This window comes from Pseudomonas fulva (assembly GCF_023517795.1).
GTDB lineage: Bacteria > Pseudomonadota > Gammaproteobacteria > Pseudomonadales > Pseudomonadaceae > Aquipseudomonas > Aquipseudomonas fulva_D.
This window is the reverse complement of record NZ_CP082928.1, coordinates 3256819-3280913: the sequence shown is the minus strand read 5'-3', so window position 1 is coordinate 3280913 and position 24095 is coordinate 3256819. Positions and strand designations below refer to the sequence as shown.

The 24095-nt window shown below is 51.7% G+C and carries 14 protein-coding genes and 3 pseudogenes; 6 read left to right on the top strand and 11 right to left on the bottom strand.

Annotated elements, in window-relative coordinates; all coding sequences use genetic code 11:
* Positions 1-43: 43 nt before the first annotated feature.
* Complete coding sequence (locus K8U54_RS14965; RefSeq protein ID WP_249906559.1) at positions 44-805, bottom strand: GntR family transcriptional regulator; 762 nt, start codon at positions 803-805, stop codon at positions 44-46.
* Between the two features lie 221 nt (positions 806-1026).
* Here K8U54_RS14965 and K8U54_RS14960 point away from each other — a divergent pair, with 221 nt between their 5' ends.
* Positions 1027-2313 (top strand): MFS transporter, encoded by a 1287-nt coding sequence (locus K8U54_RS14960; RefSeq protein WP_249906558.1) that lies wholly within the window; start codon positions 1027-1029, stop codon positions 2311-2313.
* A gap of 73 nt (positions 2314-2386) precedes the next feature.
* Here the strand turns inward: K8U54_RS14960 and K8U54_RS14955 are convergent, their stop codons facing one another.
* Complete coding sequence (locus K8U54_RS14955) at positions 2387-3085, bottom strand: GntR family transcriptional regulator (protein WP_249906557.1); 699 nt, start codon at positions 3083-3085, stop codon at positions 2387-2389.
* Between the two features lie 383 nt (positions 3086-3468).
* Between K8U54_RS14955 and K8U54_RS14950 the strand changes: the two genes are divergently transcribed.
* The 3 genes from K8U54_RS14950 (at position 3469) to K8U54_RS14940 (ending at position 7967) form a co-directional block, all read left to right on the top strand.
* Positions 3469-5037 carry an aldehyde dehydrogenase (NADP(+)) gene (locus K8U54_RS14950; RefSeq protein WP_249906556.1) on the top strand — a complete coding sequence of 523 codons (1569 nt, stop codon included), beginning with the start codon at positions 3469-3471 and terminating at the stop codon, positions 5035-5037.
* Between the two features lie 88 nt (positions 5038-5125).
* A complete protein-coding gene (locus tag K8U54_RS14945) occupies positions 5126-6142 on the top strand; it encodes an Ldh family oxidoreductase (protein WP_249906555.1) in 1017 nt (338 codons plus the stop codon).
* A 454-nt stretch (positions 6143-6596) separates the two neighbouring features.
* Entirely contained in the window at positions 6597-7967 is a 1371-nt protein-coding gene (locus tag K8U54_RS14940; RefSeq protein ID WP_249906554.1) for a purine-cytosine permease family protein, read from the top strand.
* 1105 nt (positions 7968-9072) lie between these two features.
* On the opposite strand, the gene K8U54_RS14935 is transcribed toward K8U54_RS14940, so the two are convergent.
* Both K8U54_RS14935 and K8U54_RS14930 read right to left on the bottom strand, forming a co-directional pair.
* The gene (locus tag K8U54_RS14935; RefSeq protein ID WP_249906553.1) at positions 9073-10722 is read right to left on the bottom strand and encodes a choline dehydrogenase; all 1650 of its coding nucleotides are present in this window, start codon (positions 10720-10722) and stop codon (positions 9073-9075) included.
* A 106-nt stretch (positions 10723-10828) separates the two neighbouring features.
* Positions 10829-12316, bottom strand: coding sequence for an aldehyde dehydrogenase family protein (locus K8U54_RS14930; protein ID WP_249906552.1), 1488 nt, complete (start codon positions 12314-12316; stop codon positions 10829-10831).
* Positions 12317-12668: 352 nt separating this feature from the next.
* On the opposite strand from K8U54_RS14930, the gene K8U54_RS14925 reads away from it, so the two are divergent.
* Complete coding sequence (locus K8U54_RS14925) at positions 12669-13706, top strand: substrate-binding domain-containing protein (RefSeq protein ID WP_249906551.1); 1038 nt, start codon at positions 12669-12671, stop codon at positions 13704-13706.
* A gap of 133 nt (positions 13707-13839) precedes the next feature.
* Here the strand turns inward: K8U54_RS14925 and K8U54_RS14920 are convergent, their stop codons facing one another.
* The 7 genes and pseudogenes from K8U54_RS14920 to K8U54_RS14895 all read right to left on the bottom strand — a co-directional run bounded on the left by K8U54_RS14920 (position 13840) and on the right by K8U54_RS14895 (position 21437).
* Complete coding sequence (locus tag K8U54_RS14920; RefSeq protein WP_249906550.1) at positions 13840-14925, bottom strand: ABC transporter ATP-binding protein; 1086 nt, start codon at positions 14923-14925, stop codon at positions 13840-13842.
* A 9-nt stretch (positions 14926-14934) separates the two neighbouring features.
* Positions 14935-15720: an ABC transporter permease gene (locus K8U54_RS14915; RefSeq protein ID WP_249906549.1), complete on the bottom strand. Its 786-nt coding sequence runs from the start codon at positions 15718-15720 to the stop codon at positions 14935-14937.
* Positions 15720-16571, bottom strand: coding sequence for an ABC transporter permease (locus tag K8U54_RS14910; RefSeq protein WP_249906548.1), 852 nt, complete (start codon positions 16569-16571; stop codon positions 15720-15722). The genes K8U54_RS14915 and K8U54_RS14910 overlap by 1 nt, the downstream gene beginning before the upstream one ends.
* Positions 16572-16684: 113 nt before the next feature.
* On the bottom strand, positions 16685-17851 hold the full coding sequence (locus K8U54_RS14905) for an ABC transporter substrate-binding protein (protein ID WP_249906547.1): 1167 nt from the start codon (positions 17849-17851) through the stop codon (positions 16685-16687).
* Positions 17852-18007: 156 nt separating this feature from the next.
* A pseudogene (locus K8U54_RS25365) lies at positions 18008-18523 on the bottom strand (methyl-accepting chemotaxis protein); the annotation flags it as partial.
* Between the two features lie 390 nt (positions 18524-18913).
* Positions 18914-20152: pseudogene (locus K8U54_RS25360) on the bottom strand (PDC sensor domain-containing protein); the annotation flags it as partial.
* A gap of 181 nt (positions 20153-20333) precedes the next feature.
* Positions 20334-21437 carry a dihydrodipicolinate synthase family protein gene (locus K8U54_RS14895; RefSeq protein ID WP_249906545.1) on the bottom strand — a complete coding sequence of 368 codons (1104 nt, stop codon included), beginning with the start codon at positions 21435-21437 and terminating at the stop codon, positions 20334-20336.
* 222 nt (positions 21438-21659) lie between these two features.
* Between K8U54_RS14895 and mdoH the strand changes: the two are divergent.
* A pseudogene (gene mdoH / locus K8U54_RS14890) lies at positions 21660-23954 on the top strand (glucans biosynthesis glucosyltransferase MdoH); the annotation flags it as partial.
* Positions 23955-24095: the final 141 nt, after the last annotated feature.

Genomic DNA, 24095 nt, shown 5'->3' with positions numbered 1-24095 from the left:
TCACCAGCGTGCAACACCTAGAGTCACGATACCGGTCGCTCTATTAAGTTCCAGAGCGACTTTTCCTCAGCGCAAGTAATAGGTGCTCTTTTGCATCCAAAATATGCTTATGCATGTATGCCACCACCGCTTCCACGTCACGGGCCTCGCAAAGGCGAAGGATTTCATGGTGCTCTCTTTCGGCATCCTCGAGATCATCCGTCAGAAGCAACTGCAGCCGAATGTAGCGATCAGTTTGAACATTAATGTTCTGCACGATTGACAGCGTTTGTGCATGGCCTGCTGCGATGTACAAGCTTTTGTGAAACTCCCAATTCAGTCCCCCCCAACGACCGACATCACGGTTGTGGTACGCATCGTCCAACTCAACCAGCAGCGACTTTGCAACCGCTAAATGGTCTGCAGTCATCAGGGGAACCGACACAGCCAAAAGTCTGCACTCAAGCAAGGCTCTCAGATCAAACAGCTCGCCAACCTGGTCAGTCGGCACTGCTGTGACGACCGCTCCCTTGTGAATTTTGAGACTGATCAACCCAGAGGCTTCGAGCTCCCGGAAAGCCTCCCGAACAGGCATACGACTCACATCGTACTCGGCCGCGATAGCCTCTTGGATGAGAGCATCTCCCTCCTTGAACTCACCATTGAGTATCCGCTCACGGAGCGACTCAGCCAGTGCGGCAGGCAAGCTCATCCGCTTGATCCGATAGCTTGCTGGTAACGCTAAATTCTTCGCCATATCACTCACTTCGATGAACCGGCCTGCGCAAGCATGCTCCCAGCCGCACAGCATGAGGCCTTTCTGCACTTGCGCCCCAAGACAGCAGCCACAAGCGGAATACGGCTAAATAATACTGGATCCTGAATCCGCAAGACAGTGGCAGTCAAGCACAATCTTCATGATCCAGCCTATCGGGCTTCGCTACTTTGATACCAAGGTTATTCAGGCTAGTTAGAACACAATTGAAAGATTCTGTGGATCCAGGATACATTCCACATGAATGACAGACCACCCCAGAGAAACAAGGAATGACCTCTACACAACCCGCTCCCCCCATGCATCGACGAGTACTGATTGCCAGCCTCACCGGCAGCGCGATTGAGTGGTTCGACTACTTCCTCTACGGAACAGTCGCGGCACTCGTATTCAATAAACTGTTCTTCCCTACCTTCGATCCCGTTGTGGGCCTCCTGCTTTCTTACCTGTCCTTCAGCTTGACCTTTTTCGTAAGACCTTTCGGCGGCATCGTGCTTTCGCACATTGGCGACCGGATTGGGCGCAAGAAAACGTTAGTGCTCACGCTTGCAATGATGGGAAGTGCAACGGTACTAATCGGATGCCTTCCAACTTACGAAATGATTGGGGTCTGGGCGCCCGTGATGCTCGTCCTCCTGCGCATAGTGCAAGGCCTCGGAATATCGGGCGAGTGGGGAGGCGCACTGTTGCTTGCCTATGAATATGCCCCGGAGAATCGCAAAGCCCTCTACGCCTGCGTGCCACAGATGGGCGTACCGCTAGGAATGCTATTAGCCACTCTCGCGATGACCGCCATGAGCACACTGCCAGACGAAGATTTTTTTGCCTGGGGATGGCGAGTACCGTTTTTAGCTAGCGCAGGCCTAGTGTTTCTCGGGCTATGGATCCGCCGTGGCATAGACGAAACACCAGAATTCGCCAAGGCCAAGCAACGCGGAAAAGTAGAGACCGCCCCGATTATCGAAACGGTAAAACACCACTGGCGCGCGGTTATCGTCGCGACTGGATCAAAGGTGGTAGAAACTGCACCTTTTTATGTATTCACAACCTTCGTCGTGAGCTACGCCACAGGAACATTGGCCTTTGATCGCGTAACCGTTTTGAATTCGATTACGATCGCAGCCACGGTCACCTGCCTAGCGATACCGCTCATGGGGCTGCTCGCCGATCGTGTTGGCGCTCGCAAGGTATACATCACCGGCAGCCTTGCAATGGCCGCATTCGCAGCCCCCTACTTCATGCTTCTCGACACAGGGGAAACCTGGGGCATCACCCTCGCATCCATAATTGCAATCGGCGTGATCTGGGCACCAATCGTGGCGACACTGGGCACCATAATGGCCGGGCTTTTCAGCACCGAGGTTCGGTTTACTGGCATAACACTTGGCTCCCAGATAGGTGCTGCCATTGCTGGAGGAACAGCCCCCTTGATCGCTACCTGGCTACTGAAAGAAGCAGGGGGCATTTGGACATCAATCGCAATCTACATACTCATTTGCGCAATGATATCCGTAGTAGCGGTCTGGCGAGGACGCCCCGCTCAAGCCGTAGCGGCTTAGCACCCAATCGGAAGGCGCCATCTGCACTTATGGCGCCCAGCTAAGCCGAGAGCGCTCGCTGCCTCGATAACAGTCAGATAGCCACCTTCATCTGTGCTTGTTGCAAGGCACGCTTCAGATTCACGCCCGCATGAAATATGTGATCCCGCAGCAGGCTCACAGCCTCTTGAACATTGCCCTCCCCGCAGAGCTTCAGAAGCTGACGATGCTCACTGATTGCAGTGCTGACGTTCTCTGTCAGCACGAGCTGCAAGCGTATATATCGATCCGTCTGCTGATTCACCCCTTGAGCAATAGCCAACGTCTGAACCTTTTCTGAAGGGACATAGAGGCTGCGATGGAATTCCCAGTTAAGCGCCCCCCAACGTAATACATCCTGGGAAAGGTACGCGGCCTCGAGCTCAGGGAGAACAGCCTCAGAAACACCCAGGTGCTCTGCGGTCATTCCAGGGATCGCGTGAGCCAGAAGCTCACACTCCAACGCTACGCGAAGATCAAAAAGCTCGTGAATTTGCTCCAGGGGCAATCCAGTCACAATCGCCCCCTTGTGGATTCGACTAGCAATGAAACCAGAAGCCTCTAGCTGACGAAAAGCCTCCCTAACCGGCATACGGCTGACCTCGTACTCAGCAGCAATCGCCTCCTGAATCAGGGGTGTGCCTTCCTTCAGCTCACCGTTAAGAATTCTTCCACGTAGCGACTCAGCAAGAGCTTCCGAAATGCTTCGGCGCTGAATTTTATGCGACGGACGAGCGATCAGTATTTTTAGCATTTCTCAGAGTGAAGCTGGATATGATCAGGGATCCTGCATCCATAATCCCTTGAATCGAGAATTATGACCTATAGACAGTCTTAATTGGATGAAAATTTTCAATGAAGCCTGCAATTGTCTAGACTTAACGAACAGATGAACTGTAGATTGGATACAGTGTCCACCATGCTCACCATTTCACACACCTGAGTAAAGGCCTTCAGCTTTCGCAGAAATGGCTAACAAGGCAGCGTGAGAAACAGCGATGGCACAAAGGACAGCTAGATGGAGGTAACCGTCACGCTCAATTTTCCGGCGCGGCTACCCCACCCCATCCAGGCTGAAACGCAATGAATAAGGCGGTCTCGACTGCCCCTGTGAAACTGCCTAAAGCGAGGATTTGAATGTCTATTACAGGTCAGCTTTTGATCGGCAAGCTCAGCTTTCAAGGTCAAAACGGTCAAATTTACGGACTGAACGCTGCAACCGGCGAGCGACTGGAACCAGCATTTGGTGGCGCCACCCTCGAAGATCTCGAACATGCCTGCAGGCTGGCAGACGAGGCATTCGATGAGTACCGGGAGACCAGCCTCGAAAATCGAGCAGCGTTCCTGGAAAGAATCGGAAAGAACATCATGGAGCTCGGCGACGAGCTCGTTGAACGATGCATGCTGGAAACAGGCCTACCCCGAGGGCGCGTTGAAGGAGAGCGAGGCCGAACCGTTGGTCAGCTCTCTCTCTTCGCCGCAGTCCTGCGCGAGGGCGGATTCCTGGACGCACGTATTGATCCGGCCATTCCAAACCGCCAACCCGCGCCGCGAGTCGACTTGCGCCTCAGGAACATCGCAATGGGGCCAGTAGCAGTATTTGGGGCCTCGAATTTTCCACTGGCCTTCTCTGTCGCTGGGGGCGACACCGCATCAGCCCTGGCCGCTGGATGCCCCGTAATCGTAAAAGCACACTCAGCCCACCCAGGAACTGCCGAGCTGGTGGGCAAGGCGATTCAGCAGGCCATCATCACCTGCGGCCTTCCCCAAGGCGTTTTCTCTCTTCTGTACGACTCTGGGCGCAACGTTGGCCAGGGACTGGTCGCAGACTCTCGCATCAAAGCCGTGGGCTTTACAGGTTCTCGCGGGGGCGGCGTTGCACTGATGAAGATTGCTGCATCGCGTGAAGAGCCCATTCCAGTTTACGCCGAGATGAGCTCCATCAACCCGGTCATCCTGCTGCAACACGCACTCAATGCTCGAGCAGAAGAAATTGCAAAATCGTTCGTCGCATCGCTGACCCTTGGTGCAGGCCAATTCTGTACCAATCCTGGCCTATTGATCGCTGTCGACAGCGAGCAACTGCGCAAGTTTGAAGCTGCCGCCGCAACCTCGCTCGAGTCGGTCGCTGCCGCAACAATGCTCACACCAGGAATTCACAAGAGCTACTGCACAGGCGTTGCCAAGCTGGAAGCCAACGATGCAGTTGAAGCAATCGCAAAAGGCCAGCAAGGTGCCGCCCTGCAAGGACAAGCAGCCTTGTTCGCGACCACTGGCGAAAGCTTCTTGAGCCGGCACGAACTGCGAGAGGAAGTGTTTGGCTCGTGCTCCCTGATCGTTCGCTGCTCAAGCGAAGAGGAAGTACTCAAGGTGCTTAAATCCCTAGAAGGCCAACTGACTATCGCCGTACACATCGAAGGCAAGGATCAGGCTTCGCTGCGCAAGCTGCTGCCAACGCTCGAAAGGAAAGCAGGCCGCGTACTCATTAACGGATTCGGAACCGGTGTAGAGGTTGGCCACGCCATGGTTCATGGGGGCCCATTCCCTGCGACCTCTGATACTCGAACCACTTCCGTGGGCAGCCTGGCCATCAACCGGTTTCTTCGCCCGGTCTCGTACCAGGACTTCCCTGAAGAAGCGCTGCCGAAAGAACTGCTTGATTCAAACCCTCTCGTCATTCCTCAGCGCATCAACGGCTCGCTCTAAGGCAACCGGCACGCAAGAAAGGAGAGTGACCTGAAAAGCTGTATCCACCTAGGTGGATACAGCCCCGCCTGCTACAAAGGAGAAAAAGATGTCGGATAACCACGTCATGCTAACCCTGGACGAGGTTTATGACCTCTCCCGCAAGGTATTGATCCACAACGGAATGTCTTCCGAACACGCAACCTCTATCGCCAAGGTGATCACCCAAGGCCAGCGAGATGAATGCCAATCCCACGGCATCTACCGACTACTGGTGTGCGTCAACACCCTGCGTAACGGCAAGGTAGACCCGCAAGCGCTTCCCACTGTGAAAGACGTGGCGCCCGGAATTGTCACCGTTGACTCTCGCTTCGGATACTCCCTCTTGGGCTTCGACACTGGATTACCCACCCTAATCCACAAAGCCAAGACCAATGGGATTGCCGCCATGGCAATTAACAACTGCTTTCATTTCTCAGCGCTCTGGCCTGAAGTTGAGGCAATTGCAGAAAGAGGACTTGTCGGAATCGCCATGAGCCCGAGCCACAGCTGGGTCGCACCCGCTGGCGGCAACAAGCCTGTCTTTGGCACGAACCCGCTTGCGTTTGCGTGGCCACGCCCCTACGGAAACCCATTTGTATTCGACTTTGCAACGAGCGCCGTAGCCCGGGGCGACCTGGAGCTTCACGCAAGAACCAATCAACCGATCCCTCCGGAGTGGGCCGTCGACGCAAGCGGCTCCCCCACTACCGATCCCAAAGAAGCACTCAAGGGTGCAATGCGCACATTTGGCGGATACAAGGGCTCAGCACTTTCGGCAATGATCGAGCTGCTAGCGGGCTCACTGATCGGCGATCTCACAAGCGCTCAATCACAAGCGTTTGATGGTGGAGTCGGCGCGACGCCCTGCCATGGCGAACTGGTGATAGCGCTTGACCCCAAAGTGTTTCTTGGAGACGCGTACCAAAGAGGCCTAGATAGCGCAGAACAAATGTTCAACCTCATTACAGAGCAGGGCGCCCGCCTCCCCTCACAACGTCGCTTTGATGCTCGAGCAAGAAGCCAAGCGAATGGCGTACAAGTGCCGGCAGCACTCTTCGAAGACATCCTGCGACTCCTCGACTAACCCCCCGCTCCGGAGAGCTCCATAGGAGCACCCCGACGCCCCATCCCTAAAGCAAGCCCCTCCCTAATGGCGCCGCCCTCGGCGCCGTGCATCAGAGTGATGCGGAAAGCCACAGATAGCCCCACCACAGTGCACCAACCCCGCAATCAATAGGCCAGAACACCCAGATTTTACGGCCGATAAACAACACCGCCACTTGGCACAAAATGTGCGTGTAATCGATTACATTGCTAGGCATGGTCTCAAACCCTAGCAACGCGGCTAAAAACAAAACCCAGATGCAATGAATTGAGTAGATCGGTAGCGCTAAGGGGGTAAAAACCCCAGATGGATCATCACAGCAAGGAATGTAATCGTTTACATCCGTAGATTCCGAAAGCAACCCCTCTACTCTGCAAAGCGTTAATCGTGCTGCGGCACAGCAAGGCACACTGCGTGCAACACAGAGGTCATGATGGAAGTTGAAAACAGAAGCATCGAGTTCATTCCATTGAACGAGCGCTACGGCCACCCACGCCGTCTTTTCACTATGTGGTTCAGCGCAAATATGCAGGTAACCACCCTCGTAGTAGGCACTCTAGGCATCATCGCTGGACTTAACCTATTTTGGACGGCCGTTGCACTGATTCTCGGCAACCTCATTGGCACATTTTTCATGGCGGCTCACTCTGCACAAGGCCCGCACCTGGGCATTCCGCAGATGATCCAGAGCCGCGCCCAATTCGGGGTAGTAGGTGCCGGCCTCCCTCTCTTTATTGTGGTGGCGGTTTACACCCTGTTCACTGCGGCCAACGGCGTAGTGATGCGCGACTCAGTGAAATCCATCATCCCTGTCGGTGATGACATGGCCATCATAATTTTTGGGCTGGTGACCCTGATCATCAGCTATGTAGGCTACGAACTTATTCACAAGCTCGGCGCCTGGATGTCCGCCTTGTCAGGACTTCTCTTCCTGTTCGTAGCAATCGCCCTGCTGCAAGATCCCCTGCCGACTGGCGCAATGGATTTCAGTGAAAGCGGCTTTGTACTTAGCGCCTTCCTACTGACCATCACCCAAGCGACGTCATGGACTATGGGTTTCGGGCCCTATGTTGCTGACTACTCACGCTACCTGCCCGCAAACACCTCTGCTCGCGCTACCTTCTGGTTCACCTACATTGGCAATGCCCTTGGTGCGACGCTCGTGATGCTTCTTGGTGCACTGTTGGCGACAATCTACACCGACGCGGCAACGAACCCAGGCTCAATCATCGCCCAGCAATTTGGTGACTATTCTAAGGTCGCGTTGATTATAATCGTGATAGGCGTCCTCGAAATCAACGTGCTCAATCTGTACAGCGCCTACATGTCCTCCGCCACAATATTTAGTGGCTTCAAGAAAATGTACACGATCAGCAACAAGACCAAATTTTTTGTAATGGCTGTTACCGCTGCCATAGCAACTCTGATTGCCATACATACCCAGTACAATTTCAACGCATATTTTGCGGACATCCTGATTTGTCAGATATATTTCCTCCTGCCCTGGAGCGCGATAAATCTGACCGACTACTATCTGGTTCGGAAAGGCAAGTATAATGTCGAGGATCTTTTCGACGTCGACGGCCAGTACGGAAAACATAATCACTGGACAGTTGCAATCTATCTAATCGGCGTAGCCAGTAGCATTCCATTCATGGAGCTCTCGTTCTACAAGAGCTACTTCGCCCAACTGATCGGCACTGATATCAGTTGGGTGCCAGCCCTCATAGTACCTGCAGCCTTGTACCTGTGGCGCAATCGAAACCTGGGAAAGTCAGTTAAATACTGCAGCCAAACAGCCTGAGACCATGAGGAGAGGAACAATGAAGACAGTTCTCACATGGGTCAAAGTTACATTGACATCCCTGGCCAACAGCGAACTCACAACCCAGTTTCATGTGGACATCAATCAGTCGAATAGATTGTAACCCAACCTAAGAAAATCTAAATTTTTACCCGCCCCACTTTACAGTGGGGTTTTTTTGGGCTCGAATCCCTCACTAAATAGCCATAAGTGTATAAAAGTAACACTTGCCTGGCCCTAGGCCAGTGGACAGGTAGTCTAAGGTACTACTGTCCATCTTTCTCCGATCAATCCTTTCAGACTGAGCTAGCTCAAACTCGTTGGCAGTGCACAACAGCACTCCCAGCGCTACATGCAAAAGTACCTGGCGACCTGTCGGAAGTTCGAGGGCTGCCGGGCATAGCCTGGCCTTGTGCGGCTCGAGCTCAGTTCACGCCCGAAACGTAATGGCGATTGGCACGATCAGAAGCGAGCATGCAAACTAGGTAATTCGGAGACCACGATGACTGCGCAAGCAAGCCGTCAAGGCCTGCCTGCTCGATCGCACACCAGACAAGCAACGATTCCCAATGGCCGATTGCACAACTTTGATGTGGAGGTGAGACAGATACCGGGCGGATGGCTTGAGCCTGGCCCAGCTGTAGTATCTCTCGTCGAGGCTGGCTGCTAGTCGCTGCGAGACATCCGCTGCAGCAGGCACATCAATGCTAAAGGATAACGATCGGCGACCACCTCAATGGTAAAGATGCAGCCAGGGAAGCGTTGCCCTGTCATCATTCTTACCATTTCTAAAATCATCGTCACCCTACCGCTCGCTTCCGTACAGCAGGATTTCGGCGACTCCAAGCATCTCGACTACATGGCGAGCCGAGTTGCAGCAAGCACCTGACTCACCACTTCACCGCAAAGAAGATCTTGGAAAACGTAGACTGGCCTGCGCGAGCGCCCACCCTTGCGGCGGCCACGGCCCACCTCGACTCAGCTCCCGCACAGTCAAAGAATAACCATCCCGGTTACTCAGGACACATAGACAAGGCTGAAAGAATGCGCCCTTCCAGTGCAAAAAAAAACGGCGCCGAAAGGCGCCGTAAAGGCTCAGTTGTTCTTACAGACGGAAATAATCAACTTCTGCCGCTGGCAAACTCTTGCCACGAATATCATCTGCAATCTTCTCTGCCATCATGATAACCGGTGCGTTCAAATTGCCGCTGACAATTTCAGGCATGATAGACGCGTCAACCACGCGAACATTTTCTATACCGTGCAACTTGCCTTGATGGTTGACAACTGCCATATCATCGATACCCATACGACAAGTACAGCAGGGGTGATAGTTTGTACCAGCGTTTTCTTTAAGGAACTCTAGAATCTCATCATCAGTATGGTATTTAGCCCCAGGCATGATTTCTTCTTTACGATAGATATCCCACGCCTGCTGAGAAATAATATTTCGAATAGCCTTTACACCGGCAACTGCTACATCTCGGTCATACTGGGTTGAGAGAAAGTTAAATACAAACTTCGGCGGTTTCATTGGATCATTAGAATCAATCCAGACGCGACCTGTACTTGTTGGGCGCATTAGGCTGAAGAAGTACTGAAATCCATTACCCAGTACAGCATCACCGTGCATCATCTCGCCCAGAAGCGGAAGAAACTCGAACTGTACGTTAGGAATCTTCTCATCATCATGCGTGCGAATAAATGCACCCGTTTCGAACAGGTTAGTAGCCCCAATGCCTTTTTTGAGGAAAAGCCATTGAGCACCCAGTTTCAGGCGACCGAACTTCGAAAACTCCTTGGCAGCAGAATCATTCAGTTTCGCTGAATACTGCACTGGTGCGGCAGTATGATCCTTGAGGCCTTCGCCAACACCTGGAAGGTGGTGAACTACCTTGATACCGAGCTTTTCAAGCTGCGCTTGATCACCAATACCAGAATGCATGAGCAAATGAGGTGAATGGAGAGCACCACTACAGAGGATTGCCTCACGCCCCACACGCACGTTTAGTTTTTCACCATTCACAACCAAGCGAACAGAGGTGGCACGCTTGCCGGTGAACTCAATTTTTTCAGCGAAAGTCAAAATTGCGACATGCAAATTTTGTCTTTTTGGCTGAGAGTGCAAGTAAGCACGAGAAGTACTCCAGCGCAGCCCTGCGTGGACATTGCGCTGAGTGATATGCACCCCTTCCTGCTTATATCCGTTATGGTCTTCGACGTGCTCGAGACCATATTGCTTCCCGGCCTCCAAGAAGGCCTTATACATCAGATTTTCGGCTTTACAGGTTTCGATTTGCATCGGCCCTTTGTCGCCGCGATAAGTATCGGCCCCACCTGAAAAGGTTTCGGCCTTCTTAAAGTATGGCAGGACTTCAGCGTAGCTCCATCCCTTGTTGCCGAGCGCAGCCCAATTGTCATAGTCCCATGGGTTGCCTCGCACCCAGTTCATTCCATTGATGCTAGAGGAACCGCCCAAGACACGACCACGGGCTTCATAAATTTTGCGGTTGTTGAGGTAGGGTTCAGGCTCGGAGTGCAGATACCAATTGTATTTGTCATCCACCAGTGGAAAGCCAAAGGCTGCAGGCATTCGGATATAAATACTGGAGTCTTTAGGGCCGGCCTCAACTAGAAGCACAGTTTTGCTAGCGTCCTCAGCAAGACGAGAGGCAACAACGGCACCTGCTGAGCCAGAGCCGATCACAACATAGTCGTACTCTGCCTTTAGAGGACGGCCGTACATGTCTTTCATATGATTCTCCGAGAACACTTGTCCGGCATCGGTGGCCGAAGTGAACACTGATGGGATCGCCCCAAAAAAGAACAGCGCGACCGCCCGAGGACGATCGCGCCGATACTCAACCTACGGTACTGGGATATGCGTACTCGCGCTTGCCCATGCTAACGAAGGTAGTCTTGGTCTCGGTAAACTCCAACAGACCACTGAGTCCATTTTCACGCCCAACACCGCTGGCCTTGTAACCACCGAATGGAAGCTGGGGACTCGTTTCAAAGTATGTGTTGACGTAGACGGTACCGCTGCGCAGCTTCTCCGAAACACCGAGCGCCTTATCGATGTCTTTGCTCCAGACACCGTTGCCTAGGCCGTATTCCGTATTGTTCGCGAGAGCAACAGCTTCTTGCTGAGTTTTGAAGGTAGTAACCGTCAGCACCGGCCCAAAGATCTCTTCACGGAAGATCCGCATCTCAGGGGTCACGCTGGAGAAAATGGTAGGGCCTACGAAGAACCCCTTCTCCAGAGCGCCTTGAGTCAGACGACTACCGCCACACTCAAGCTTGGCACCCTGATCAACACCGGACTGAATCATCTCAAGCACCTTCTCAAGGTGCTGCTCATGGATCAAAGCACCAATCTGAGTCTCATTATTCAAGGGCAAGCCAACAACGAGCTTGTTCGCACGCTTTACTAACTGAGCGACAAACGACTCTGCGATAGTGTCCTGGATAAGCAGACGGCTACCTGCTACACACTCCTCGCCTTGGTTAAGAGTGAAGCCCAACAACACACCGTCCAGGGCAGCGTCGATGTCCGCATCATCAAAAACGATGTTCGCGGACTTCCCGCCAAGCTCAAGACCTACGTACTTATTGGTGTCCGCAGCAGCCTTCGAGATCAGCTTGCCCACCTGGGTCGACCCGGTGAACGAGATCATGTCGATCTCAGGGTGACGAGAAATAGCATCGCCCACTACACCGCCCACACCCGTCACGACGTTAATGACGCCAGCGGGGATACCGGCCTCGGCAGCAAGACGGGCAACGGCAAACGTAGTGCCAGAAGTCAGCTCAGAGGACTTAATGACAGCGGTACAGCCGACAGCGAGCGCATAGGGAAGCTTTTGGAACAGGGTCACCATTGGATAGTTCCAAGGGGTGATCATGCCGATCACGCCGCGCGGCTCTCGAGTCATCAAGCCGAGTTTTCCCTCGCCCACGTTGGTGAACGCATCTCCGCCTACCTGCCAGGCCAGAGAAGCTGCATAGCGCAGCAACTCCACAGACCAGCCAAGCTCGCCACGAGCCAGCTCAATGGGTTTGCCGACCTCTTCTGCCTCTACTACTGCCAGTTGCTCAATATCGCGCTCGATCAGATTTGCCCAATCATTGAGCATCTTCGAACGAGCCGATCCAGAAAGCTTCGACCAGCTAGCAGAGTCCTCGAAGCGAGCACGAGCAGCTTTAGCAGCTGCATCCACATCCTGCGCAGAACCTTCAGCGAACTCAGCAAGCTCCGCACCATGGGCAGGAGAAAAACGCTTGAGGTAACGGCCTGTGGAAGGCTTGGATTCTGAGTTATTGATCCAGTGCTCATAGTGTCGTGGCATTTGCAAACTCCTAACGTAAGGGGGGATTTCGCGAGTCGACGCCTTGATTGGCATGGTGCACTGATGCACCTCAGACCATTCGCGCACGAAACCATCATAAGCACTACCATGATGGATGTCGACTACTGGATCCAGGATACTATCTGCATAGTTAGCAATTACCATCCTGAAACGACTATCTATCCTACTGATTTAAAAGGACTTTATAGGATAAATCCATTAATCCACAGGCGCTCATAAAAATATGTAATCAATTTCAGGCTTTTAACTGCCTGGCTACGGTAGGATTGAAGGTTTAGACCATCGGCTACCATGCTAGATCAAGGCGCTGAGCTGACGCAGGATTAAATAATTGAAGACAAAAAAAACAAGCGTGAAAGACGTAGCATCTGCTGCAGGTGTTTCGGTAGCCACCGTATCTAGGGCGTTCAACACACCTGACAAGGTGCGAGACGAAGTGCTCAGTAAAATTATGACCACGGCAAAGCACCTGGGTTACAGTCCAAACGCAGCAGCACAGGCCTTTCGCAGGCAAAAAAGCTTCACGATTGGCGCAGTGATTCCTTCCCTCAATTACTCAATTTTCGCCAGGCTGGTTGAGAGCTTCCAGGAAACGATGACCGCTGCCGGGTACAACGTCCTGGTACTGACCACGGGGTTCGACAACCAATCGATTCACGCTCCGGTTAAAAAATTGATCGATCGAGGCATTGATGCACTGATGGTAGTCGGTCAGATCTTCGACTCGGAGTTAAGGGACTATATTCTCCTCAAGCAGATCCCATGCGTTACGACATACTCCTACACCACTGACCCTGACATACCCTCTATCGGCTTCGACAACTATGATTCTGCGCGTAAGGTCGTTGAATTTTTGATCAAAATGGGCCACAAAAAGCTGGTTATGTTTGCAGGCCCCAGTCAAGGCAACGATCGCCAGCTAGGACGAATCCGAGCATTTACAGAAACGATCGCAGCCACATCTGGCACTGTAGAAGGCAGAGTTGTTGAAAAAGGCTACTCGGATGCATCGCGCCAAGGTGCAGAAACAATGCAGTACATCCGCACCCATTTCCCTGAGGCCACTGCTGTAATCTGCAACAGCGATGTTTTTGCTTTTTCCATTATTGCTGAATGTCACAAGCTCAGAATCGATGTTCCCCAAGACCTGTCAGTGACAGGCTTTGATAACGACGTTTACACGAGCCTCTTCACACCAGCCTTGACTACTTTAGCGGTACCCGCATCAGAAGTCGGCAGCCATGCAGCGAAAGAACTTTTAAGCGCCCTTTCCGCAAAGCGCCCTATTATTTCAAGCCGCTTTGACACGCACCTCATAGTAAGAGACTCGACCAGCAAACCAAGAAAAAATAAACACCTCACTGAATGACGGCTGTGAACAGAGCTCAGTGAGCGTACCAGTGCAGCACCAACGTGCTGAACTGATACACCGAGACACAGCCCCCCTGCAAATGCATATCACAGGTGGGGCTCCCCCAAGGGTTGGCAGGCGTCAGTCAAGCTCAAGCTACAGGAACAATCACGACGCTTGCGGCATCCCAATACACCCGGGCACTAGCTCCAACCACTGGGCAAGCCGTCTTAGTAGATCGCTGAACCTGTACGCGAATGCTCCCTCCGGCCTCTAATCCGACCGTATAAAAAGACCGACTTCCGGTGAAGACGATGTCATCTATCCTCCCCTCCAAATAATGATCTTCACAGCCCTTCACTGCATCGAAGGAAAAATCTTCAGGCCGAATCGAGACAAATACCTGATCTGACTTAGCCCCTCCTTGATGAGCAGACGATGCAAAGCGCTGCCCGGCCGGCGTCTGCACGACGATAAGCGAAGGCCCCTTCTCGATAACCTCCCCCTCGAAGATGTTTGTCTCTCCAAGAAATTTGGCGGCAAAAATAGTCCGAGGCTTTGAATAGAGATCTTGCGGTTGATCCACTTGGACGATCTTTCCTTTCTCCATCAGGACAACCCGATCAGAGAGAATCATTGCCTCATCCTGGTCATGGGTTACGTATACGAAAGTCGCTCCAGTTTCGGCGTGAATCCTTTTCATCTCCGCGAGCATGTGCTGTCGGATTTTAAGATCAAGCGCGGCCAAGGGCTCATCAAGCAACAAGACCTTTGGGCCATTGACTAAAGCACGTGCAAGCGCGACACGCTGGCATTGGCCACCACTGAGCTCATCGATGTATCGGCTTGAAAATTTATCCAATTGAACAATTTCCAGCATCCGATTAACCTTATCTTTAACCTCCGCTTTACCCAACCCCTTAACTTTAAGACCAAAAGATACGTTCTCGAAAACATCTAGGTGCGGGAACAGAGCATAACGTTGAAACACCATATTGACCGGGCGCTTTTCAGGTGCGATCCCAGACATTTCAGCGCCGTCAATTCGAATTGAACCACCCGTGGGATCTTCAAAGCCTGCGATAAGACGCATAAGAGTGGTCTTGCCACAGCCGCTGGGCCCGAGAAGTGTAACAATCTCACCCTCTCGGATAGACAAGTTTATATCAAATAACGCCTGAAACGGGCCAAAGTGCTTTTGTACGTTGGAAATTTCAATAATATTTTTAGTAGTCATTTCAACACCTCAAGAAACACGTTCCGCAATTGCGGAAGCCCTTTTCAGACGCCCAGCAAGCCATGCACCCACCAGAAGCAGGATTGAAAACAATAGTGCCAACGTTGAGATAGCGTTAATAAGCGGGGTAACTGTGCGTCGCATCATCGACCAAATATACATTGGCAACGTCGTTTCTGTGCCAGATACAAAAGAAGTAACGACAAATTCATCAAAGGACACAGCAAATGCCAAGAGCGTACAAGCAACTAAAGTAGGAGCGATGAGCGGCAAGGTGACGCGACGAAACGTTTGCAAAACGGATGCACCAAGATCGCGAGATGCCTCCTCCAGCGAGCTATCAAACAACCCCAAGCGGGCTTTCATTGAAACGATCAGCAAAGGCAGCGTCAATAATACGTGCGAAAGAATAATCGTGAATGAAGACAACGTAATCCCTAGTTGAGAAAACATTACCAATAGAGCAACCCCTAAGAACAAACCTGGCAAGGCGATGGGGGTAACACTGAGAAACTCAAGGGCCACTCGTTGCCGCCTGGTAATTCGAAGCCAAGCTAATGAGGCCCCTGTCCCTAATAAAAGCGTAGTGAATGCTGTCCAGAAAGCGATGTTCAGGCTACTCAGAAGAGCTTTTGCCAGCTGAGCATCCTGAAACACCTGGGCATACCACCGAAGGCTCAAACTGTGGATAGGAAACGATAAGGACTGAGACCCGTTAAAGCTAAAAAGCACGATGATTAAAATAGGTGCAATCAAGAAACCCAGCGTGCCGAATACCATGATTCTCAAAAACATCACGCGACCTCCCCTTTATGGGCCCTACGACGCTTAACAACAATGCCGCTCCAGTGCCCAAGCTTAATCAGAACCAGATAAACAGCCAGGCTGACCAGAAACATCAAGAAAGCCTGAGCGGCCCCCATAGGCCAGTTACCGGTTTTTCTAAACTGATCTGCAATCAAAAGCCCTGTGGTTTGACCAGATGAGCCTCCCAACATCTGAGGAGTTACGTAGTCTCCTGCGACGAGGATGAAGGTAAGCATGAAAGCCCCTATTAAACCATTTGCTGCGTTAGGAGCAATTACCCTCCAGAAGGCCCCAAAGGATGATGTGCCTAAATCTCTGGCAGCAACAATCAAGTCGCTTTTTATTTCACTAAGCGCGGAGACCACTAGCAAAATAGAGAAAGGCAAGTAGATGTGTATCAGCGTCAACGTTACAGCAAACGGACTAAACAAGAATGCTTCAACCGGAGTATCAATTATCCCCAGCTGTAGCAATACAGTATTGATCAACCCATTTGTCCCCAGCAATGTGCGCCATGCATAGATGCGCACCAAATAGCTTGAAAACCAAGTTATCAACACCAGGTAGAGTATAAACTGAGACTTTTTAACATAGACCAGATAATACGCCACAGGAATAGACAGAACCAACGTCACAGTGGCGGTCAACAAACCTATAAAAATAGCATTGACAGTCACTTTCCAGAACAAAGGCGATTGCAGCGAAGTCAAGTAGTTCGAAAAATCAAACCCGGGCGTGATCTTAAAGGCTGCAGCAGTCCAAAAACTGTAGGTAAACAGGAAAACGGTGGGAATTACAAAAAACAGGAACAGATACAGCACTGCAGGGGAAGCCAGCAAGGCTCCTAACCTAAAATGATACAGCCTCACGGCAGTTACCTCACGAGTAGTTTTAGGTCTTTGCTGTCGACCAGCAGATCAGTCGACAGCAACGTCGCTAACAAAAAACTAGATTACATTCCTGCTTTAAATTCCTGCCATGCAGAAACCCAGTCAGAATAAGTCGCGTGAGCACCATCATCTTCGACGGGAGGAATCCCCGGTAAGCCTGCATCAAATGTCTGATCAATGTTATCTAAGTCGTAACGATCACGACTTTTTTGATCCATAAATTTCTGAGCATCTTTGGAGACCGGCGCTTGTGATAAGGCCATTGCAACTTCAGCCTGCACTTTAGGGTCAAGTGCCTGGTTCATGTAGGCTTCAGCGGTCGCAACATTATCAGCACCAGGCGGCATGAACCATGCGTCAACCCAGAGAACAACACCCTCCTTCGGCTTGGCAGTCTTAATTTCAACACCCTGCGCTTCGACCTGAGAGATGATTGCCGGATCAGCGCTGAGCGCCGCAATTACCTCACCCGAGGCCATGAAATTCGCCAAGTCGCCCTGGTTCAGAGCAATCAACCTGGCTTGATTTCTATATTTCGAGAACTCCTTAAACACGGCCTTAAGTTCATCGCGGGTTAGCAGTGGGTACTTCTCACCAAAGCCTGCTACGCGAGCAGCGACTGGCCAGGAGCCGGTCGCATCATCCATGATTGCAATTTTCCCTTTATACTCCGGCTTAAGAAGATCTGTGTAAGATGTAGGCTCAGCAGAAACTTTTGCCGGATTGAAAAGAATTGTAGACATCCCCCAAATCCATGGAATACCCCACTGCTTTCCATCTTGCGACCAAGTAGGCTTATCGTAAAATACGCTATAGACCTTATCCGCACTGTAATTCGGGATGTTCTCAAGATTTATAGGCTTGGCAATTTTTAGCTTATTTATGTATAAATCACTATAAGCCTGATTATATTCAGCCAAATCAATGGCTGGTGGATTTGGTGTTAGAAATTTCGTATGAACATCATCTTGAGATGCAATCGATGCCGACTCGAGAGTTACGTTATGAGCTTTCCGCCAGGCTTCTGCCTGAACAGTAAGATCATAGCCTTCCCAAGCCATGACCTGCAGCTCCCCACCAACATCTTCAGCCTGAGCGCCCCCAACGAGCCCCGCGAACAGGCTTGCACACACACACATGCGAGCCGCTTTTTTTACTGCACTGTTTGATTGAGACTTCAAAAACACTGAAGCCACCCGATCACCACTCATTACGCTTGTATTTTTCATATATTTATTTACCTTAGCGAGAATAACGGCAGTAAAAAAATCTAGCAGGCTAAATTCTGTATCGACGTAGACGCCGTAGAAATTTGCCTTTGACGCTAGGTGCGACTGACCATGACGGTCGTTGAGTTGCTTTATTCTTGTATATCCCTCCTGCAATCAAACCTTAAATTGCCCCACCAGCTCATATTGCTCATTCGCCATTACAGTGAGAGCTGAATTCGCTTTTTCCGCCTCGAATGCTTGCTCTGACAACTTCTCCGTGACATCTCGAATCCCAGCCACTGTTCGGCTTATTTCCTCGGAAACTTGACTCTGCTCCTCGGCAGCACTTGCGATCTGAACGCTCATCTCGGCTATAACGTCCATTTCCTGCCCAATAGCTTTTAGTGCAACAGCAGCGCTACTTACATCAGAAACACCTTGCCCCGCATACTGACAACTAGACCCCATACTCTTGACGACCGACTGAGTACCCTGCTGAATTCTTTCTATGACACCCTGAATTTGCACCACAGAATCCTGTGTCCGCCGTGCCAGGCTTCTAACTTCATCTGCAACGACAGCAAATCCTCTGCCCATATCACCAGCCCGAGCGGCCTCAATAGCAGCATTTAATGCAAGAAGATTCGTTTGCTCCGCCACAGAACGGATAACTTCGAGTACGAGATCAATCTCAGTGCTGCTTTCCGAAAGGCCTTCAACCTCTGTCATGGCGACACGAACTTCAGCAGCCAGCCTATTTATCGTTCCAGTAGTACGTTCAATCGCCTCGTAGCCGATCTGAGTCGCTCTATCTGCCTGCCTAGCTGCCTCAGCGGCACTTGACGCGCTACGAGCAACCTCTAAAGAAGAACTGCTCATCTCCTGCGCAGCAGTCGCAACCTGGTCAACGTCACGAAACTGTTGGGCCATACCCTCGCTTGTTCTGCTAGAAATTTCTGCAGACACTGCGGCGGTTCTGCTCGCAACTTCAACCGAGCTACCAATTTTTGCAATAATCGGATGGATTTTTTCTAGAAACTGATTGAACCAACCAGACAATACGCCCAACTCATCCTTCCTACTGTAAGAAAGACGCTTCGTAAGGTCGCCATCCCCTGTTGCAAACTCCATAAGTAAGTTTGACACCAGCGCAATCGGATTTGTAATTTTGACAGCAGAAAGATAAACCAATAAGAGACCAACTACAGATACAGCAATACCAATCAATATTTGCCAAAGTATACTGGTACGGTTTTCTAAATCGAATTGCGCTTGCAGTTGACGTGCAGGCACAGAGAGGACTTCTTGTGGAACATCAACTACGGTCGCCCACAGGGATGCACCGTCAACAGGTGTGAAGGGCGTGATTACGCTAAGCGTATCCTCCCCCTCAACAACTGAAGTTTTCCCGCTTTCGATGGTCGACCTGACCAAACTAGAAGTGTCAGGATCTGTGCCTGTAAATGGCTTTCCTAAAGCCTCTGGCTGTCCACCCCTTCCGGTAACCAACCCGTTGCTGCTTATGACAGTCACCACCCCCTTTCCGTCAAAGAGAGACTGCCCTACTCTAGAAACTGCATCCTGAATTCCCTTAAGTGAGATGTCCAAACTGACAACACCAATCACTCGCCCTGAATCGATTAGCGGTATCGCAATGCTTGTCATTAGAGTATCGACACCAGCAATCGGATAGACATACGGATTAAGTACGCACGTCTTAGCTGAAGCTCGAGGGCAGCTGTACCAGATATTTGCAGGATCACCGCTCAGCCCAACTGTTGTATCTAGAATCTCGCTCTCTGGAATGGGTTTCCCTACCACACTCCCGGTATCCGTATTAGCCACATACCAAGAGAACCGCCCCGCGTCGTTCACGCCGGGGAGAGACTGGGAGACAAAAGAAGCATCCTCACCATCAAATGCATTTTTATCAAATGCAACAACAATTCCCAGGATTTCAGGATTTCCGGAAACTGTGCGTTCGATCAGCGAGGCTAAATTCTGCCGAGACAAGGACAGGTTTTCGCCTTGACGGGAAACGCTTTCGCGCAAATGAAGAACTTGCCGACTCAACTCCCTGCCAACCAGATAGGCCTGCTCGAACCTGCGGGAGGAGTCACGGGACTGCCCACGCCCTAGCTGCTGTAAATAGAGCACAGCACTGTCGTGGAACAGCTTAGAACTTGATGTACCGACAACCTGGGCAATCGCCTGGGTTCGATATATTGAAAATCCGACAACGGCTGCAACCACCAAAAGTAGCGATATGCCGGACAAAACAGTTATACGCCACTTGATCGATATGTTCTGAGTAAACATGCCGAATGCCTCTAGGATAAATGGGTAAGCAATCCTGGTGCAGAGACAATAAGAGAAATCCACCTAGGTGGTTAGCACTCCACAGAGCGAGAGCGCGTAGACTTCTTTGAGAGACAACGTCTCTCTTCTTATTATTAATTCAGGGCAGTGAAGGACGAATCCTTCACTGCCAGTACCGCTTTTAGCTGTAGAATTTCTTCAGGTCTTCTACAGTTTTATTGGTGATGCTGATCACTTTTTCACGCTCAGCACCTTCCAGCTTCAGACGAGGCGCCTTCAGCTCTTCGGAATAACCAGCAGTGATGTGCTCAGACAGCTTGATGTACTGAACGAGCTTAACGTGGACATCCAGGTGGTACAGCGGAGTCAGGATACGGTACAGCTTACGAGCCTGCTCCCAATCACCGGCGACCGCCTTGTTCAGCAGGTCAACCGACTCACGCGGCACCGCGTTCGCCATACCGGAAACCCAGGCCACAGCGCCCAGAGCAACGCTTTCCAGGATCAGGTTGTCTACGCCGCAAACGACGTTGAAGCGATCACCGAAGCGGATGAAGATGTCGGTAACACGAGTAGTGTCGTAAGACTCTTCTTTGATGGCAGTGATGTTCTTGGCGTCTTTCAGTTGATCCAGAACATCTGGAGTCAGGTCAACACCGTAGCCGCGCGGGTTGTTGTACAGCAGAATTTCGATGCTGATGCTGCGAGCGACAGCCTTGTAGAACTCGACGGTTTCACGATCATCGGACTTGTAGGTCAGGGCCGGAAAAACCATCAGACCCTGCACGCCGATTTCTTCAGCCTTGCGGGCGAAAGCAATGGCGCTCTGAGTGTTGGTTTCTGCAACACCAGAGATGACCGGAACGCGACCGGCTACGGTCTCGACTGCGATCTGAAGCACCTGCACTTTCTCTTCATGAGTCAGGGAGGCGTTCTCGCCAACCATCCCCATCATGACCACGCCGCTGACGCCGCCTTCGATCAGACGCTCCAGGCCTGCCTTGATAGCAACCACGTCCAGCTGACCGTTAGCTTGCAGTTTTGTAGTAACAGCTGGGAACACACCGCGCCAGTTGATAGCCATTTTCAACCTCTGAAATAGAAAGAATTCTTCAGGCACTTCAGCGAAACCGTCACTAGAGGCCTTTGAGTCGACGAACCGATCCGTCGATGGCTTGAATGTATCCTGGATCCAGGATCCCCGCAACACGAACGGAGAGAATATTTTGAATTCCTGGAAAAGCTGGATGTCGATCTGAATGCGCCCACAGCGTGAATCACTCAAAAAAACGAATTATTTTCGATATTTTTCAGTGAGTTATGTAGGAAAACATCAAGCACTGACCGCAAGAAGCCCCACAATTCTCGACATCAAGATGACAAATGACATGATCCGATATACCGCATCCTAAAGCCCATATATAGGCGAGCTCTCGAAAATTTACGATTTTTTGGCTAGCCAAGCGCACGGAGATTTATGAATACGCTCAAGACTGCGGGCACGAGTACGCTCAGCGAGCCCCTGGGTCTCTTTGACGACCACCTGTACGACACGGATAAGAACGGCATCGCCTATGTGCGCAATGTGTCCCCTCCCCTGAAGCGCACATCCATGCTTCCCGAGCCCTGGATAACGAATCCTGTCGTGCGACTCGTGCAACGGATGCGAGGAAAGGAGCAGATCAGTAATCGGCACAGGACTCGCCCAGGGGAAAGCAAATGGCGTTTGATCGGTCTGATTCGAAGGCTGCTGCTGCTCAGTGTTCTTATCATCCAAACGAGCGCCGCGTCCTTCTATATGTCGAAGCTCATGCCTTACCAGGGATGGAGAATGTTCGATGCTGACCTGATCATGAGTGACGGATTCTGGCTCACCCTACAGAAGGCAGGCCCTTACGCTTTGCAAGTCGTAATCCTGACTCTATTTGCCATCCTGTTTTGCTGGGTTTCAGCTGGCTTTTGGACTGCACTGATGGGCTTCTGGGAGCTACTGAGCACCAAAGATAAGTACAGGATTTCAGGTAAGAATCTAAGCAGCGGCCCGATCGATGTCGGCGCGAGAACGGCCATTGTCATGCCCATTTGCAACGAGGACACGACGCGCGTGTTCGCGGGCCTTAGGGCGACCTTCGAGTCCCTTAAGCTAGAGAAGAATCATGCTCTATACGACATGTTCATCCTGAGCGATACGAGCGATCCAGATATTGCAGTTGCCGAGCAGAATGCGTGGCTGCAGCTGTGTAAAGACACAGGTGGCTTTGGAAGAATTTTCTACCGGCGCCGCCGTAGAAGGGTCAAACGTAAGAGCGGCAACATCGACGACTTTTGTCGCCGCTGGGGCGCCGAGTATCGGTACATGATTGTTTTTGATGCCGATAGCGTCATGACAGGTGAGGGGCTCGTAGGAATGGTGAGGCTCATGGAGGAGAACTCCGACGCCGGCATCATCCAGACCTCGCCAAAAGCGTTTGGCATGGACACCTTCTATGCACGCATGCAGCAGTTCGCCACACGCATGTATGGCCCCCTGTTCACGGCCGGCCTTCACTACTGGCAGCTAGGAGAGTCTCACTACTGGGGGCACAATGCGATCATTCGGCTAGAGCCATTCATGCAACACTGTGCTCTCGCCCCTCTCCCCGGCAAAGGCTCGTTCGCTGGAGCAATTCTTTCTCACGACTTTGTGGAGGCTGCTCTAATGCGCCGCGCAGGATGGGGCGTATGGATTGCCTATGACCTGCCTGGCAGCTATGAAGAGCTGCCACCCAATCTTCTTGATGAGCTTAAGCGTGATCGCAGGTGGTGCCAGGGCAACCTGATGAATTTTCGGCTTTTTCTGGCGAAGGGCATGCACCCCGTGCATAGGGCCGTTTTTCTTACTGGCGTAATGTCTTATCTGTCCGCCCCCCTATGGTTTTTCTTCCTCCTCCTTTCGACCACGCTCCTTGCCGTGCATACCCTGCTTGAACCGCAGTATTTCTTGAGCCCAGGACAGCTCTTTCCTGTCTGGCCTCAATGGAATCCAGGGCAAGCTGTGGCGCTGTTCTGCGCCACGATGACTATGCTTTTCTTGCCAAAGCTGCTGAGCGTCATTCTTGTTTGGGTGAAGGGCTCAAGAGAACTGGGCGGGCCCTGGAAGGTTTTTCTCTCCGTCTGCATTGAGACAGTGCTCTCTGCATTGCTAGCCCCAGTACGCATGATCTTCCACACCCGGTTCGTGATTGCGGCATTTCTAGGGTGGAAGTTCCACTGGAAATCCCCTCAGCGTGATGACGATGCCACACCGTGGAGTGAAGCTGCCAGCAAACACGGCGGACAGACCATCCTGGGACTTGTCTGGGCCGGACTGATCGTTTCGCTCGATCCAAGCTTTCTGTGGTGGATTGCCCCCATCATTATCGCAATGACTCTCTCGATCCCTGTATCGGTCATCACCAGCCGCTCAAAGCTAGGGATGGCCTACCGTGCGAGAAATCTATTTCTCATACCCGAGGAGTTCGATACTCCCCAAGCACTCGCCTCGACGATGCACTACACCAAGCTGAATAGAGAGCGTCCTCCTCTGGACGGCTTCAAAAAAGCAGTCACAGAAAGGACTCAAAATGAGTTTTCAGCAGCGATGGCACCGGCCCGTCACCGCAGCACAGCGCTGATAGAGCGGGCCAGAGCTAGAAACGTGGCAGAAGCGCTTGGACTCGGGCCTAACAACACGACTGACGAGCTCAAGCTGAGCATCCTCAGTGACCCCATTCAATTGCAGATGCTGCATAGCGCTATCGTGAAAACGCCAGCCTGCAGCTGGACAAGGCAGGACTGACGGCGCGCACCTAAACTCTTCTCACCCTCACCAAGGCTGCGCACAGGACGGAGCGTACCCGGGAGGTAGAGAGGACAAAGACTCGCGCCCTATCAAAAAAAATCCAAACAACAGCAAGGAGGATAT